This is a genomic window from Clostridium intestinale, from assembly GCF_035905475.1.
In the GTDB taxonomy this organism is placed as follows: Bacteria; Bacillota; Clostridia; order Clostridiales; family Clostridiaceae; genus Clostridium_T; species Clostridium_T intestinale.
In genome coordinates this window covers 3,809,491-3,824,860 of sequence record NZ_CP121166.1, presented here as the reverse complement: position 1 = coordinate 3,824,860, position 15,370 = coordinate 3,809,491, and the positions used below count along the sequence as shown (strand labels likewise).

The window sequence follows — 15,370 nt, the reverse complement described above, 5'->3', positions numbered from 1 at the left end:
CTCCTTACTTTACCTTCTCCAATCTATATTTGTTAATATTGAACTCTCTAAAGTCCTCATTCTTATATCTTTTCCTTAAAGCCTGTTCAAAGCTCTCTTTTAATTCAGAATATGCAGTCTCATCTTTTACCTTCTTTATCTCTACTAATGAATCTATGGATAACTCTTCTGTGATATATCCTATGTCTATTGTTTTTGTTACCTTATATTGTTCTAGATTTTGTTTAGCTATATACCCATCTACGTTTATTATATTTATAAAAGCACAAAACACGAACAATGTTATAATCAATGCATGTTTAAATGCAATCTTTCTCCATATATTAATTATATATAGAAGAAATACTATTCCTAAAAAGGCTAAACCAACTTTTACAGAAAATCTTAATCTTGTAAAACCATATTTATCTATATACATATTCATTTTATAGTTAGATGAAATAATCATATTTGAAGTTAATAAAATTAAATATGTGTATTGTATTTTTAAGATGTTTCTATATTTAGAGACAACATCTCTTGTAAGAAAGCTACATATAGCTATAATTATAAAGTTTATTATCACTACAACAACTAACTGCATAAAGCCCTCTCTTGCATATTGTGAATACAAAGCTCCTATTGAATTTTTATTTATATATAAATTAGGAATTTGTATTAATGTATAGATAGTATATAACCCTAATAATGATATAAGAAAACTTATAATTATTAGTGGTGATATAGTTTTTTTGATACTTACTCTAGGCGAGGCTTTATAATCACTAGTGCCAAGGAAAACCGCCACACTATATAAAAACATCCAAATCATTAATAACATTCGTAATATCCATTGTTCTAGCCCTATATTTTTAAAGTTAAACAATTGTTTTAAACTTGAAAAAATCGAAGAAATAAACTGACTGAAATATAAATCTGATTGAGAAAGTAGGCTTATCAATATAATTGCTAGAGGTATAAAGATTAAAAATCCCACTATTACTGCATTAATACTCTCCCTATGTGTTCCTTCCTTTTTATTGACTTTTATAGTATTTTTAAGTTTTCCAAAACTGATTTTAATGAATATAAATGGAGTAAGTATCGTTTCAGATAAAAATGCTCCTAAAGACCTAAAAGATATACTGAAATCATTAACTAGAGCATTTGCTAAGAGAATATTTATGATAGGTAGAAGTAGTACGTTTATCCATTTTATAAAAGCTACATTATATATCCCAAAGTAAAATGAAGTAACAAGACTTAAGATAAGAAAACCCAAACCTAGGATACTTTTCTTTATTTTATTTTTATTATTTATAAAAAAGCAAGTCAGAAATAATATATTGAAAATGGCAATATTTATCCCTAATGGTCTTAAATCAGAAGCTACTTGTCCTATAAGAAAATCAAATAATATTGTTAATACTAATGAATATATAATTATCATAGAATTACTACTTGAAGATTTTTCTACCATTCTTTTATTTCGTTTTTTCCTGCTAACTATATATTTAAACCACTGAGAGTTTTGAGGCAGGTTCACAAAGGTTTCTAATATATTATAAGAAGCATATCCTATATCTAAATCTATCATAGCCTCTACTGCCCTCATAAGATTAGAACTTTCTCCATAGGAAAGCATTAAAAATTTATCCCCCGTAAGTATATTAAAAAATCCCTCTTCATTCTCTATTTCTATAAAATAAAACAATTCCTCATTATTAAGCTTATTAGATTTAAACTTAAATCTTACATCATAGTCTTCTTTTACAATAAGTTTAATGATTTTTTCTATACCATTCTCATTTTCACATTCAAACTTTATAAATCCAAAAGCATTATCTATTTTTTTACATAAGATATCATTTCCCTTTGATGGAATTACATTAACCCACACATTATTCCTCCTCTACAAACTCTAAAATATCACCTGGCTGACACTTCAGCTCCTTGCATATAGCCTCTAAGGTTGAAAATCTAATAGCCTTAGCCTTATTATTTTTTAATATAGATAGATTAGCATTCGTAATTCCTACTCGCTCTGCTAATTCATTTAAAGACATCTTTCTTTTAGCCATCATAACATCTAAATTTACTATTATAGGCATATTTACGCCCCTTTCTCTTACACTGTATAATCATTTTCCTCTTTAAATTCTATTGCATTTTCAAAGACTTTTGATAAAACATATATAAATAATCCAGCAAAAATAAATATTAAAAACTCCATATCTGTATGGATTCCTGTGTTATCTATATAAATAAGTTTATATTGTCCGCTAGAAAAATTTATTATGAGATTTATAATATAGCATGTAGCTACTGTAATGCAACATATTGACATTCTTTTTAACGCTTTAACATTTTCTCTTGTAAATGGATTTTCTTTAACTAAACTATCCATTATAGATCTTATATTAAAAACTATAATAAACACACACAAACAACCAATTATAAGTAACAAAAATACTCCAAAGCTTTCTAAATTAGTTATTTCTCCTTTCAATTTAAAAGCTTGTTTTAATGCTTGAAAAAAATATAAAGCACCTCCTACTAATAAAATATCTAACATAATTTTTAATGCTTGAGATAATGATTTTTTTCCATAGTATTTCATATAAATTCACCTCGTATATTTAAACTAGTTTTTGTATCTCCAAGACTTATTTTATACCCTAAGTTCATGGCTAAATTGTAAAAAATATTTGTTTTAGACTTCTTTAATCTCTTAAATATAGATTTAAATGAGTAAAATTCTTTTCTAAACCACATATAACCATCGAATAATTCCTCGGGGTGCATATTTTTAGGCATAAAAGCTACTCTAGTCTTTCCGTTATAGTAACTCCAATCCTCACTAAGCAATCTACCCTCCTCCTTTAGCTGCTCGTATATAGGAGTTTTAGGTAGAGGTGTTAATATACTAACTGTTACTCCATCTATTCCTAGTTTATTGCAGGCATCTAGAGTTCTTTTAAACACATCCTTTCTATCTGTATCAAAACCAAAAATTATTCCCGCTTGAATACAGATACCATTAGAATGTACCTTATCTATTATACTTTTGTATTTATCAACATTATTTATTCCTTTATTAACACTCATTAAACTCTCTTTAGAAAAAGATTCAATTCCTAGAAAAAGATAAACACATCCAGCTTCCTTAGCTAATTTAAGTAATGCTTCATCTTTACACCTTTCTAAAGTCACTTGAGCTGCCCATCTTTTATTTAGTTTTTTTAATTCCTTTAAAAGTATTTTTGAGTAGTCAGTATCTCCCCAAAAATTATCATCCCAAAACACAAAATATCTACTTTTTATTTTTTTATTTCCTCTATAACCTCTTCAACAGGTCTAGTTCTATATGGCTCACAATATATTTGCTTTAAATTACAATAACTACATTTATAAGGACATCCCCTAGAAGATATAACTGCTCCCTTTGTGAAATGCCTACCATAAATTAAATCTCTTCTAGCAATTGGAATATTGTTTAGGTTAGGAACTTCTTTGCAAATATATTCTTTTTTAGCTTCCCCATTATAAAAGTCCTCTAAGAATTCAGGCCATATAAGTTCTCCTTCACCTATCATTATATAATCACAATTGTTTTTAACTTCTTCTGGAAGCAATGTAGCATGAGGTCCACCCATAACTATCTTAGAACCTTTTTCTCTAAAGACTTTCGATATAGTGTAACAGTGACTGGCATTAGAGGTATTTACTGTTATTGCAACTAAATCAAAGCTCTCTTTATAAGGAATCTTTTGATTATATTCATCAATTAGTGTTATTTTATATTTACTTTCATCTATAAAAGCAGCTAAATAAGGCATAGTAATTTGAATAAAATTATTAAACTGCTTTCTCCTAAATTTATTTATCTCCTTGTTCTCTGGAGTTATTAAAAGAATTTTCTTCTTCACATGTTCACCCCCTATATGAGCATTATATATCCTCACTAAGCAAACTACAATATATTTTTATTGTTTTTCAATAAAAATATATTGTTTTATTGTCATTCTCTTCAAAATCTTCTGCACTCCTATGCTCTTATTACTCAATAGTAACATGAGATGCCACTTTGTAAACTGATATGCAATGTTTATAACCAACAACTGAATATTTGTAAGCGAAACGCAACTTTTGAAATCGAAAAGCAAGTTTTGTAAATGAGAAGCTACATTTGTAATGAAAATGCAGTTTGATTTTTCCGTTTTTATGCCGTATGATATTAAAAATAGGCATGCTAAAAGGAAGTCGATTCTCTCTCAATTTTTTTTGTAATCGGAGAATCCACCTCTAATATCAGTTCTATATGAGCTGTTGGCGGCATAGTTTATATTATTTTTTGAGAAGAGCAGGTTTCATCATGATGTCACTGGCGGCAACCGGTGAACATCCTAGTTTATGTAGAACTTCTTCTCCGTGATAAAAGCTGAACGTTTCGTATGGGCTACGGTTGTTCAGTTTTTTTCTTTTGTATGAGTTGATGTGATTCATCATTAAACTAACATATTCCTGCGTAAGTTGATTAAAGTTAGTGCCTTTTGGAAGTATTCTTCGAATCAACTCGTGATTTACTTCAATAGCACCTTTTTGATACGGACTTCCAGCATCGCAATAAAATACATGTGTTCTCAACATAGGAAATGACCCCCTATATTCAATGGCTTTAGGATTTGAAAATTCACTTCCATTGTCGGTAAGTATGACTGGGAAAAGCTTACTAAAAAGCTCTTTTCCTAATGTTTCATCTAGCTGATTGAAAATATCAATTACTGATTTTGAAGTATTAGCGTCCCGCAAGAAAGCCAACATCATACTTGTATCCACAAAGTGTATGGTTAGAAGGCATTTGCCTCCTTTTGCTCCAATGACGGAATCCATCTGAACAACTGCTGTATCTGGATTTTTTTCAATAAATGCACTAAATGCTTCGTAGTTGCGCCCAATACGGCATCCTTTATCTACTTTGAACTCTGCCTTTTTGTAACGTTCACGAAACTTTACCTTACGGGGTAAGTCAATATTCCTGACATCAAAAAGGCAGGCATCGATATAGTTATAAATTGTTTTCTCACTGCACATAAGTTCATCTTCATGACTAACATATATTTGATGAACGGATTGCCCATTCTGAACGAGTGGTGAAATTATCTTATTCAACCGACCTATCTCGGCCTCAGAAACACATAATCCACTTCTGGATTGCGAGATAGATTCATGTGCTTTACGATGTGCAAGTTCTGCATCGTAAATACTTTTTAATAGGGAGCACTTGCCGAGCGTTTCGCAGCCATTGCAAACGTAAGGAATGCGGAATCGTGCAGTACAGATTTCTAAAACGAAATCGGGGCAGTTATCATTACAGGATTGGCAGAGCTTACAGTAGACTGTAGCTTTTCTGGTGCAGTTTTTTTCACATACATCTTTTACCCTACAGTTGAACCGGTTCTTACAGGCATTAAATGGATAGCCCGGATAGCCGGTAGCAACTTCTGAAGTGTATTTACGCACTTCTCTAGAAATGGTAGTTGGATTTTTATCCAATCTGCGACTAATTTCTTTGAAGGAAAGACTTTCTTTCAGAAATTTTTGTAATTCAAGTCTTTCTTCATAAGTAAAAAATTTAGACATATATCCTCCATTCTGCCGCCAACTCTTTTAGGATATATGAATTTTAAACTTATCAAAACAAAAAAGACTGGTATGATCCAATCTTTTTGTAAGCCAAGGTGCAACCGCCTTGCATATATATTAAATTTAAGAATTAATACTCAATTTAGAATCTATATGGTTGCGTTTCGATTTGCAATTGAGGCTATGCTCTTATTCTCCTATTCTTCACTGCTCCACTTTTCCTATTTTGCTGTTTTCCTATTTTCCTGCAGTCCTGTGTTTTTATGCTTTTATTTTTTTAGCATATAATCATAGAATTCAATTGATTTTATGAGACTTTAGAAGAAGTCTCTACAGGATAGGAGTAAAAAAAATAAGGAAATTACAAAATAGTTTGCAATTTCCTCTTTATTATTGAAGTTCTTTTAATTTTTCATCTATTAAACTTAAGACATATTTTCTATCTTCAAGATTATTTTCAAAGTCTATGGAATCTACATTTATTTTTAATACTGGTGATATATCATAAGCATTAAAGTATTCAGTATACTCCTTATTAAGAGTTTCCCAATAAGCTCTTTCAACTACCTGTTCGTAGTCTCGTCCTCTTTTTCTTATCCTATTAATAGCTTGGTCTACTGATATTTCTAAATAAACCATAAGCTTAGGTGCTTTAACGTGTTCTAATATATTTTCTAAAAGTTCTCTATAAACATCAAATTCTTCTGATGTCATATCTCCAGTTATCTCTAACAATTTTGCAAAAATAGCATCTCCATATATACTTCTGTCCATCACAGAATTCTCTAATTCTGCTGCTTCCTTTATATACTTGAATCTATTATTTAAAAAGAATACTTGAAGTGCAAAAGCATACTTCTTTCTATCATAATAAAACTTCTCTAGTATTGGATTATTTACAACAGGTTCTTTAAATGCTGTATACCCTAGCTCTTCTAAAATATTCATCAGAGTGCTTTTTCCTGATCCTACTACACCATCTATAACAATCATATCCCAAATTCCTTTTCTATCTACTTTTTTTAATATCTCACCATACACATTGAACTGCACTCTTATTTTCCTCCTTAGTTAGCAGGAATATTCACTATTAACGTTATAAAAAACTACGTGATCTTTCCATTCACCATTTATAAATAAATATTTTTCACTTATTCCAAGTTCCTTAAAACCACAGCTTCTAAGAACTCTTTGAGACTTAGTATTTTCAACCATAGCAGTGGCTTCTATTCTATGGAGTTCTAATTCACTAAAAGCATATTTAAGTACAAGCTTAACAGCTTCCTTCATATATCCCTTTCCCTGTTCATTTTCATCAATAGAATATCCTATAAATGCATTTCTAAAAACTCCATAAACTATGTTTGATATTCTTATTTTTCCTATAATCTTCTTATCTTTAAATATTCCTAAGTCTATCCCTGTGCCATCAATAAGCTGTTTATAGCTTTCCATTAAAATAGAATATTGTACCTCATAGGTATAAAAACTTCTATCTTTTTGAGGTTCAAATTCTTTTAAATGATTAAAGTTCCTTATATAATAATCTAACATTTCTTGAGCATTATCAGGAGTAAGATTTTTAACTTCAATATTGCTCCCTTTTAGCTCTATAACAGAAGGTTTCCTATTTTTAATTCTGTAATCATACATATTAAGGCCAAAAATAAGTTCACTTTTATGAGCACCAGACACTATTAGGCTATCACTCAATACTCCCTCTAACTCAAAACCTACTAATAACAAACTATTTATAGGCATGTCTTCACTTACATATAAGTTAATCTTGTAAAATTTTTCTTTTTCAAAAAAATAACTAGCTATGTTTATAAGTGAATCTCTTAAAAGTTCTTTTTTTTCACTCTTAAAAAACTTAAGTCTTAAAGAACAGCTCTTGTTCTCACGATCTAAGTTTATTACGTTTATTTTACCTATATTTAGTTTTAAATAATCTTTAATAGAGTACTCAAAGTCACTTTTACCTATAGGTTCAATGCTCACTCCAAACTTACTTGCCATAAGTCCATCTCCTAGATTAGCGTATATTTGTGCATACTTAACATTTCATAATTATATCACAAATAGAACTCCTCTTCACTTAATAATTTACTATTTCCACTTAAAGCATTATAATCTTAATATTGTTTTATATTAATTATTATGGAAGGTAGTGATTTTATGAATAAACAGAACATCGGTAAAATAAAATTATTCTTAATAGGACTAGAGAATAGATTTAGCGAAAACAGTTCTATATTTAAAGATATACATGTTGTTTATAAATCTGGTTTAAAAGAATTTAAGGGAGTAGGTAGTTATAATGAGGAAAATATCTCATATAATTTTAATGGGAAGACAGAAAACTACACTCTATCTGAACTTTGGAACAGAGTAACTAAAGAAGCTGAAAATTATGACGAGGTTTCTATTCTATATAGAGAGCGTGGAACCGACATTTTAATCACTGGGGACAACAAAAATGTAAAAATGCAGAACAAAGAAGTGCCAGAAGATTCTACAATAATTTCTTCTAATGAAGCAAAAGAAACTTCTCCAGCTAACCATTCGCAAGAAACTTCTACTCTTTTAAACAGAGACTACTACATAAAGGTCGGAAAAGCGGATGCATTGTTAAAAGAAATCGGCATAATGAGTAAAGACGGGAAAATTAAAAATAATAAGATACGTAAATATAATCAAATAGACCATTATGTAGAACTTTTAGAGGGAGTTTTAGATTCACTTCCTAAAAATAAAGTTATTACAATATTAGATTGTGGATGTGGAAAGTCTTATTTAACCTTTGTTTTGAACTATTATTTAACTGAAATTAAGAGAAGAAAGTGTAAGTTTATAGGGCTTGATATATCTGAGGGAGTTATTAATTCTTCCAAAGAAATGGCTAAAAATCTTGGTTATAGAAATATGGAGTTCCATGCTATAGATATAAAAATGTATAAACCTAAGGAAAAGATAAATGTCGTTATGTCTTTACATGCTTGCGATACAGCTACAGATATGGCACTTGCTCTAGGAATTAAACTTGAGAGTGATTGTATTATAGCTGTTCCTTGCTGCCATAGACAAATGCTTTCTCAATATAATTACGAACCTTTTGAAGGAATTACTAAACACGGCATCTTAAAAGCAAGGCTTGCAGATGTTTTAACTGATGGAATGAGAAGTATGATGTTAGAAGCTAAAGGGTATGATGTTTCTGTAGTTGAGTATATATCACCTTTAGAAACTCCTAAGAACTTAATGATAAGAGCTTTAAAAACCTCAGATGAAAATTACGATTTAATGAGTGAGTATTTAAATTTGATGAGTTCTTTAAATGTATATCCTGCTTTATATGAGTTTTTAAATGAAGGATGGATGGCAGAATAAGAATTTAATATGATTGGGGGGTTTTATGAGGAAATTTAAAAGAAAGGTTGTTTTTCTCTCTATTTTAGCAGTATTTTTTGTTTCTATAGGTTTTTATACTTGTTACAAATTATTCAACAAACCTACAGATAAAGTCGAACAATGGGTTTCACCTGATTCAACAGAAAATACTAAATTTATCTCTCAAGAAAGCATTATTGACAAAATACACGAAACTCAAAAATTAATCACCCTAGAAGCAGACCTAAAAGAAAGAATTTTGCTAAATGATAGCTGGGGAGAGTGGGAAGTGTTTAAAAAAGTCAAAGGAATAACTTTTTACGGGAAAGGCAGTTATTCATTAGATTTTTCAAATATAGATAAGGGGAACATAAAAATTGATAAATCTCAAAATTCAATTTCTATAACTTTACCAAAACCTATTGTAGAAGATGTAACTATATATGAAGAAAAAACTGTTTATGAAACAACTACTAATGGCTTATTAAGATTTGGAGATATAAAGTTATCCCCAGAACAGACTATTTCTATTTCTAAAGAGGTAAAAAAATTGATGAAAGATAAAATGGTGGAAGATGAACTTTACTCCAATGCCGAAACCAACGCAAAAAGCTCTATAGAAAAACTTTTGAGGCCTTTATTTCCTAATGAATCCACAATTATAGATATATACTTTGTATAATAAAAGAGTCCTAGCTAGGACTCTTTTATTATAGTTATCCACAGTATATATTTTTATAAACATGCTTATCCACAATTTTTCATTACTTATCAACTGTTTTCTGTGGATACTTTCTCTTTTTTTATATATTCAGTATATCTTTAACCACTTGTGAAGCTATAATCATCCCTGCAACTGGTGGAACGAAGCTAATACTTCCTGGTATTTGACGTCTTATGGTACATTTTTTAGTACCACCTGTACATACACACCCTGTTTTACAGGTTACTACATCTTCTGATTTTGGCTTTATTGGAGTTTCCTCAGAATATACAACTTTTAATGACTTAACTCCTCTTTTTCTAAGCTCATATCTCATAACTTTAGCTAAAGGGCATACTCTTGTCTTATATATATCTGTAACTTTAAACTGAGATGGGTCAAGTTTATTACCAGTTCCCATAGAACTCATTATTTTTATATTTTTATCTTGGCAATACACTGCAAGTGCAATTTTTGCAGATACAGTATCTATAGCATCAACTACGTAGTCAGTATCTTCTGAAATAAATTCTGGAATATTCTCTTCAGTAACAAATGTTTCATAAGTTATAACATTACATTTTCTGTTTATAGAAAGAACTCTTTCTTTCATAACTTCAACTTTTGACTTACTTATAGTACTATAAGTTGCATGCACTTGTCTGTTTAAATTAGTAAGACAAATAGTATCATCATCAATTAAAACAAGGGTACCTACTCCTGCTCTAGCTAATGATTCTACAGTATAACTTCCAACTCCACCTATTCCAAATACAATTACTTTAGAATTTTTTAACTTTTCTAGTCCCTCTGAGCCTATTAGAAGCTCTGTTCTAGATAATGAATGTTGCAACATATGGCATTTCTCCTTTATATATGAAAGTTACAATTACATAATTAATTGAATCACTATATCATTTTAGTTTATATTTTATAATAAAACAATACGTACTTTTGTTGAGTAAAATAATTCCTAAGGTTATAATGTATAAGAGTAATATTTTCTGGGAGGAATTTAAATGATTATAGGAATAATTGCCGCAATGAATGAGGAACTAGAAATTCTTCTAAAGGATATGCACGTTCAATCAACAGAGGAAAAAGCTAAAATGACTTTCAATAAAGGAAGTTTATGGGGAAAAGAAGTTATCGCAGTAGTATGTGGAGTTGGTAAGGTTAATGCAGCTATTTGCACTCAAATATTAGCTAGTGAATATAAAGTAGATAAAGTAATAAATGTTGGGGTTGCTGGAGGAATAGGTAAAGATATTTACCCAGGGGATGTAGTAATAGCTAACAATCTAGTAGAGCATGATATGGATACTACAGCTTTTGGAGATAAACACGGTCAAATTCCTAGACTTGACACTTTTGATTTTAAATGTGATGATGAGTTGGTTAAATTTGCATTAGAAGCTTGCGATGAAGCCAAAGATATTAAAACATTTTTAGGAAGAATAGTTACTGGAGATCAGTTTGTTGCAAATATAGAAAAGATTCAATGGTTATCTTCTGAATTTGAAGCTTTTGCTTGTGAAATGGAAGGTGGAAGTATAGCTCATACTTGTTATTTAAATAGTATACCATTTGTAGTTATACGTTCCATTTCAGATAATGCTAACAACGGCGCTCATATGGATTTTGAGAAATTTGTTCCAATTGGAGTTAAAAACTCTACTACTATTTTAGAAAAAATGATTAAAAAGATGTAAAGCAGGGCTTTCCCTGCTTTTAGTATGAGTAATAAGGTGTAGTTTACTTAAATTTAGTAAACTACACCTATTTTTAATTTAAAATTCTTCTTATTCTTCCTATTTTACTCCAAGGTACATCTGCAATTTTAACATAGCTTTTTGAGTTAGAGGATTCAATCCATTGATTGTTTCCTATATACATACCTACATGTCCTATATCTGAATAGAATAGAAAGTCTCCTGGTTTTACATTTTCTTTTGAAATCTCTACCCCATTATTTATCTGATCATAAGTAGTTCTTCCTATATTTATTCCTGCTTGTTTAAATCCCCAATATAAAAATCCTGAACAGTCAAAAGACCTATATCCTTTATCTACGTACTGCTGAGCTAAATTATATTCTCCACTTTGAGCTGCAGCTGGAAATCTTACTTTTATCTCATTTAAAAAGGATGTTGTTAAAAGTTCTCCTGCTCCTCCATATACATAAGGGGCTCCTATTTGAGCTTTTAATATATTTAAAATAGCAGTATATGTTTTTGATATATCCTCTTCATTTGACGCCTCTACTTTTTTAACATAGTCCTTGAGTACATATCCAACTTTACCATTATAATTTATGTTAACCCAATCTCCAGAAGTTCCTAATATTTTAAAGGAATCTCCCGGTAATAGATAACCTATAACTGCACTAGTATAATCTGAAGTAGGTTTATCTCTAAGCCTTAAATTAGTACTAACATTAACAACTATTCCTATCTCTTCTACAGTTTCAGGGGGATTCGTAGGTGTGGTAGGTGAAGAATCATCTATAAGTTTTATATAGTCTTTATGAGCATATCCCGTAACCCCATTTGCATCTATACTATACCAATCTCCACTCTGACCTTTTATACTTATTGATTGTCCATTAATTAAATATCCCACTATAGAGGAAGATGTATTTGCTTCTTTTCTTATTCTTAAACTTGAACTCACATTAATAACTTGTCCCTTGCTTTTAACTGGAGTTGTTGGACTTGTTGGATTAGTTGGATTTTCGGGCGTGTTTGATCCTTGGACTTCTTTTACATAGTCCTTGTACACATACCCTATTGTTCCATTTATATCTATACTATACCAATCTCCAGATTTACCTTTGAGATTAAGCTCTTGTCCATTTTTTAAGGTTCCTATTATTTGCGCTGAAGTACTAGCTCCGCCTCTTATATTTAAAGCACTACTGACATTAATAACTTGTCCTTTTGATGATATATTTTCATTTCCACTTGGTGGATTAGTTACTGGTGTAGCGCCAGATTCTTTAACATAATCCTTATATACATATCCAACTACACCTTTTGCATCTATATTATACCAGTCACCTGATTTTCCCTTAATATCAAACTCTTGTCCATTTACTAGATAACCAATAACTTCAGAGTTAATGTCCGCAGCCTTTCTTATTCTTAAATTACTACTTACGTTTACAACTTGTCCTTTAAGCTGAGCTACTGATTGTATCGAAACATCATTTGTTTGCTGTACTGCATTAGCTTCTTCACCTAAAATATGTGAACTTGCCGAAACGGTAGCTGCTACTATTAATAGCTGAGTTATTTTTTTCTTATTCACCTTTACATCCCACCTTACTTCTCTGGATTATTCTTCTAAATTAATTATACTTTAATTTTCGAGAAAGTTAATGTTTTATTTAATAAAATTTTAATTAACAAAAAAACTAAGTTAAGAATCTTAATATTTTTTTCCTAACTTAGTTTAAATCCAATAATTAAAACAAATCTCTATCTATATTGAGTTTTTTACACACCTGTTTTAAACTTGATTTGTCATTTATATTTACTTTAAATAATATATATTGTGCTAAAAATCTTTCAAAGGGTAGCCAACTTCCATGGGTCATTGGTAATATATATCTTACTCCACCTCTCATCTCTCTAAACAAAGAGGTTCTACTTCCTAACGGAATTGTTTCATCTAATAACGCATCAATAAAAGTGACCTTTGACTTATCTATAAAATGAGCATAAGAAAGAGGATCTATTTTGAATAAAGGATGTATTTCACTAGATTTACATAACTCTGCTAAAGTCATTTTCTTAACTTTTCCAAGTTGCTGCCTGTAAGTTTCATAAAGTTTTTTCTTATCATGAAGAAAATATTCTTCTCTAAGACCAGCTTTGAACAGCCTTCTCACAAAAGCCGCTGTAGGCGACCTATGTAATATCTTAGGCAGATGTCCCCCTGTGGTCATAAATATACCTTTGTTTATTCTTTTATCAATAGACATTGTTATGGAAGACAGCATCCCCCCTAAACAATACCCCATTATTAAATTATTAGGTTTCCATATTCCCTTTTGTTCTAATAAATCTATAGTTGATCTAACATCTACAACAGCGTGCTCCCAAAACTTATACATTCTTTTAATATCAGGATATAAAAAACTTCTGCCACTAACTGAGGCACTCTCTACTCTTGTATAATTCCCTGGAAGAACTGGTATAGCACAATGCACTCCAGCTGATGCTAGATGACTTCCCATCCATAAGAAAAATCTTATATTTCTACTACCTAAGCCATGAAGAAGTATAACAGATGCCCTTACTTCTTTTTTAGGTTCAAAATTATATACTTCAACAGTCTCCGTACCTATTGCAGGTGCCTTATACAAAGTTTCAAACTTAGTATAGTTACATCTATAATTTACACCCTTCATTATATAGCCCTCTACATATTTAATAGGTTTGGTTCTGTATCTAAAGTCTATATCCATTTATAAAATTCCTTAAAATTAATATATAAACAGTATATTCATTTTATTACTAGAGAGACACTCTCTTGTTCTCAAGTAAATCCTCAAGCTCGCATAAACACTATATATTCTTATATTCTTATATTCTTTTGTTGTTATATTCTTTTGTTCTTATGTTCTTTTATTTTTTAAAATATAAATTCTAGCTAGTAAAATTTAAAAAGGTGCAGCAAAATGTTTTTGCTACACCTTATATTAACTACTAGTGTTTAATGTGCTCATGATTATTTAAGTGATCCATGCAATACTCATGCTCACCATCACATTTGCTACAATATCTAAACTCCATATCAGGATTTGTTCTTTCTGTTGCTCCGCATATAGTACATCTATGCATTGTTCTTTTCATTTCAATTACATTATTTTTATATTTTCTATGAACCTTTTTATTTCTATTAACTAAAGATTGGTATATATCTCTTCCGAAGAATAAAATAAAATTTAATAAAGCTACTATGATCACAATCTTTGTTGTTAAGCTTCCTGTAGCAAAGGAAAAAAATAAGAAAGCGCCACTAAGCCATCCTAAATATTTCATCTTAACTGGAAGTACAAAGAATACTAATATTTCAAAGTTAGGATAAATATATGCAAATGCAAAAAACAATGACATATTTAAATATGTTGGAACCCCTATTCCACCAGTTATAAAAGTAGCTACTATAGTTCCTAATATTCCAACTAAATAATATATGTTGAATTTAAACGCACCCCACTCATATTCTAAAGAATTACCTATCATATAATAGAAATATAGAGTTATCAAAGTCCAAAAAGAATTTCCTTCTGGTATGAATATGAAAGTTATTAATCTCCACACCTCACCATTTAATATTGATGAGCGGCTTAACATCAATCTAGATGATATATTAGCGGCTGGAATCATATACTCAATAAATAGAACCCCTGCAGTTATAATTACTATATATTTCATTAATCCATGTATTGCGTATCGACCATATTTTCTCTGTAATTTATCTAAAAATCTCAAATCCCTTAACCTCCTCAATATAATTAAGTCTCATAGTCACATTTTATTATTACTATACTATCATTTATCTTAATTGGAATCAACTTAACTATATGGATACTAATAACTTTTTCTATCTATATTTTATCTGCTATTAGTTAATAAGTATATA

The 15,370-nt window shown here is 30.0% G+C and carries 15 protein-coding genes; 3 read left to right on the top strand and 12 right to left on the bottom strand.

The features are described 5' to 3' along the window. Nucleotides 1-4 precede the first annotated feature (4 nt). From P8F83_RS19520 to P8F83_RS19485, 8 genes are all read right to left on the bottom strand, one after another. Complete coding sequence (locus P8F83_RS19520) at nucleotides 5-1,879, bottom strand: DUF4153 domain-containing protein (protein ID WP_326512352.1); 1,875 nt, start codon at nucleotides 1,877-1,879, stop codon at nucleotides 5-7. A 1-nt stretch (nucleotide 1,880) separates the two neighbouring features. Continuing rightward, nucleotides 1,881-2,090 carry a helix-turn-helix domain-containing protein gene (locus tag P8F83_RS19515; protein ID WP_021803858.1) on the bottom strand — a complete coding sequence of 70 codons (210 nt, stop codon included), beginning with the start codon at nucleotides 2,088-2,090 and terminating at the stop codon, nucleotides 1,881-1,883. 17 nt (nucleotides 2,091-2,107) lie between these two features. Further along, nucleotides 2,108-2,599: a DUF2975 domain-containing protein gene (locus P8F83_RS19510; protein WP_326512351.1), complete on the bottom strand. Its 492-nt coding sequence runs from the start codon at nucleotides 2,597-2,599 to the stop codon at nucleotides 2,108-2,110. Then, nucleotides 2,596-3,285: a B12-binding domain-containing radical SAM protein gene (locus P8F83_RS19505; RefSeq protein WP_326512350.1), complete on the bottom strand. Its 690-nt coding sequence runs from the start codon at nucleotides 3,283-3,285 to the stop codon at nucleotides 2,596-2,598. The genes P8F83_RS19510 and P8F83_RS19505 overlap by 4 nt, the downstream gene beginning before the upstream one ends. Nucleotides 3,286-3,299: 14 nt before the next feature. Beyond that, nucleotides 3,300-3,908: a B12-binding domain-containing radical SAM protein gene (locus P8F83_RS19500; protein WP_326512349.1), complete on the bottom strand. Its 609-nt coding sequence runs from the start codon at nucleotides 3,906-3,908 to the stop codon at nucleotides 3,300-3,302. 418 nt (nucleotides 3,909-4,326) lie between these two features. Next, nucleotides 4,327-5,622, bottom strand: coding sequence for an IS30 family transposase (locus tag P8F83_RS19495; protein WP_326512348.1), 1,296 nt, complete (start codon nucleotides 5,620-5,622; stop codon nucleotides 4,327-4,329). A 393-nt stretch (nucleotides 5,623-6,015) separates the two neighbouring features. Next, a complete protein-coding gene (locus tag P8F83_RS19490; protein WP_326514865.1) occupies nucleotides 6,016-6,618 on the bottom strand; it encodes a deoxynucleoside kinase in 603 nt (200 codons plus the stop codon). Between the two features lie 78 nt (nucleotides 6,619-6,696). After that, nucleotides 6,697-7,644 (bottom strand): GNAT family N-acetyltransferase, encoded by a 948-nt coding sequence (locus P8F83_RS19485; RefSeq protein ID WP_073022754.1) that lies wholly within the window; start codon nucleotides 7,642-7,644, stop codon nucleotides 6,697-6,699. 159 nt (nucleotides 7,645-7,803) lie between these two features. Here P8F83_RS19485 and P8F83_RS19480 point away from each other — a divergent pair, with 159 nt between their 5' ends. Both P8F83_RS19480 and P8F83_RS19475 read left to right on the top strand, forming a co-directional pair. Then, on the top strand, nucleotides 7,804-9,015 hold the full coding sequence (locus tag P8F83_RS19480; RefSeq protein ID WP_021803863.1) for a class I SAM-dependent methyltransferase: 1,212 nt from the start codon (nucleotides 7,804-7,806) through the stop codon (nucleotides 9,013-9,015). A gap of 25 nt (nucleotides 9,016-9,040) precedes the next feature. Next, complete coding sequence (locus tag P8F83_RS19475; RefSeq protein ID WP_326512347.1) at nucleotides 9,041-9,697, top strand: DUF4230 domain-containing protein; 657 nt, start codon at nucleotides 9,041-9,043, stop codon at nucleotides 9,695-9,697. A 121-nt stretch (nucleotides 9,698-9,818) separates the two neighbouring features. Here the strand turns inward: P8F83_RS19475 and P8F83_RS19470 are convergent, their stop codons facing one another. Next, the gene (locus P8F83_RS19470) at nucleotides 9,819-10,574 is read right to left on the bottom strand and encodes a tRNA threonylcarbamoyladenosine dehydratase (RefSeq protein ID WP_326512346.1); all 756 of its coding nucleotides are present in this window, start codon (nucleotides 10,572-10,574) and stop codon (nucleotides 9,819-9,821) included. Nucleotides 10,575-10,737: 163 nt separating this feature from the next. Between P8F83_RS19470 and P8F83_RS19465 the strand changes: the two genes are divergently transcribed. Continuing rightward, on the top strand, nucleotides 10,738-11,430 hold the full coding sequence (locus P8F83_RS19465) for a 5'-methylthioadenosine/adenosylhomocysteine nucleosidase (RefSeq protein WP_326512345.1): 693 nt from the start codon (nucleotides 10,738-10,740) through the stop codon (nucleotides 11,428-11,430). Nucleotides 11,431-11,503: 73 nt separating this feature from the next. Here P8F83_RS19465 and P8F83_RS19460 read toward each other — a convergent pair whose 3' ends face one another. The 3 genes from P8F83_RS19460 to P8F83_RS19450 all read right to left on the bottom strand — a co-directional run bounded on the left by P8F83_RS19460 (nucleotide 11,504) and on the right by P8F83_RS19450 (nucleotide 15,219). Beyond that, on the bottom strand, nucleotides 11,504-13,027 hold the full coding sequence (locus tag P8F83_RS19460; protein WP_326512344.1) for a C40 family peptidase: 1,524 nt from the start codon (nucleotides 13,025-13,027) through the stop codon (nucleotides 11,504-11,506). A gap of 157 nt (nucleotides 13,028-13,184) precedes the next feature. Next, nucleotides 13,185-14,189 carry an alpha/beta hydrolase gene (locus tag P8F83_RS19455; RefSeq protein ID WP_326512343.1) on the bottom strand — a complete coding sequence of 335 codons (1,005 nt, stop codon included), beginning with the start codon at nucleotides 14,187-14,189 and terminating at the stop codon, nucleotides 13,185-13,187. 241 nt (nucleotides 14,190-14,430) lie between these two features. After that, nucleotides 14,431-15,219 carry a hypothetical protein gene (locus tag P8F83_RS19450; protein WP_326512342.1) on the bottom strand — a complete coding sequence of 263 codons (789 nt, stop codon included), beginning with the start codon at nucleotides 15,217-15,219 and terminating at the stop codon, nucleotides 14,431-14,433. Nucleotides 15,220-15,370: the final 151 nt, after the last annotated feature.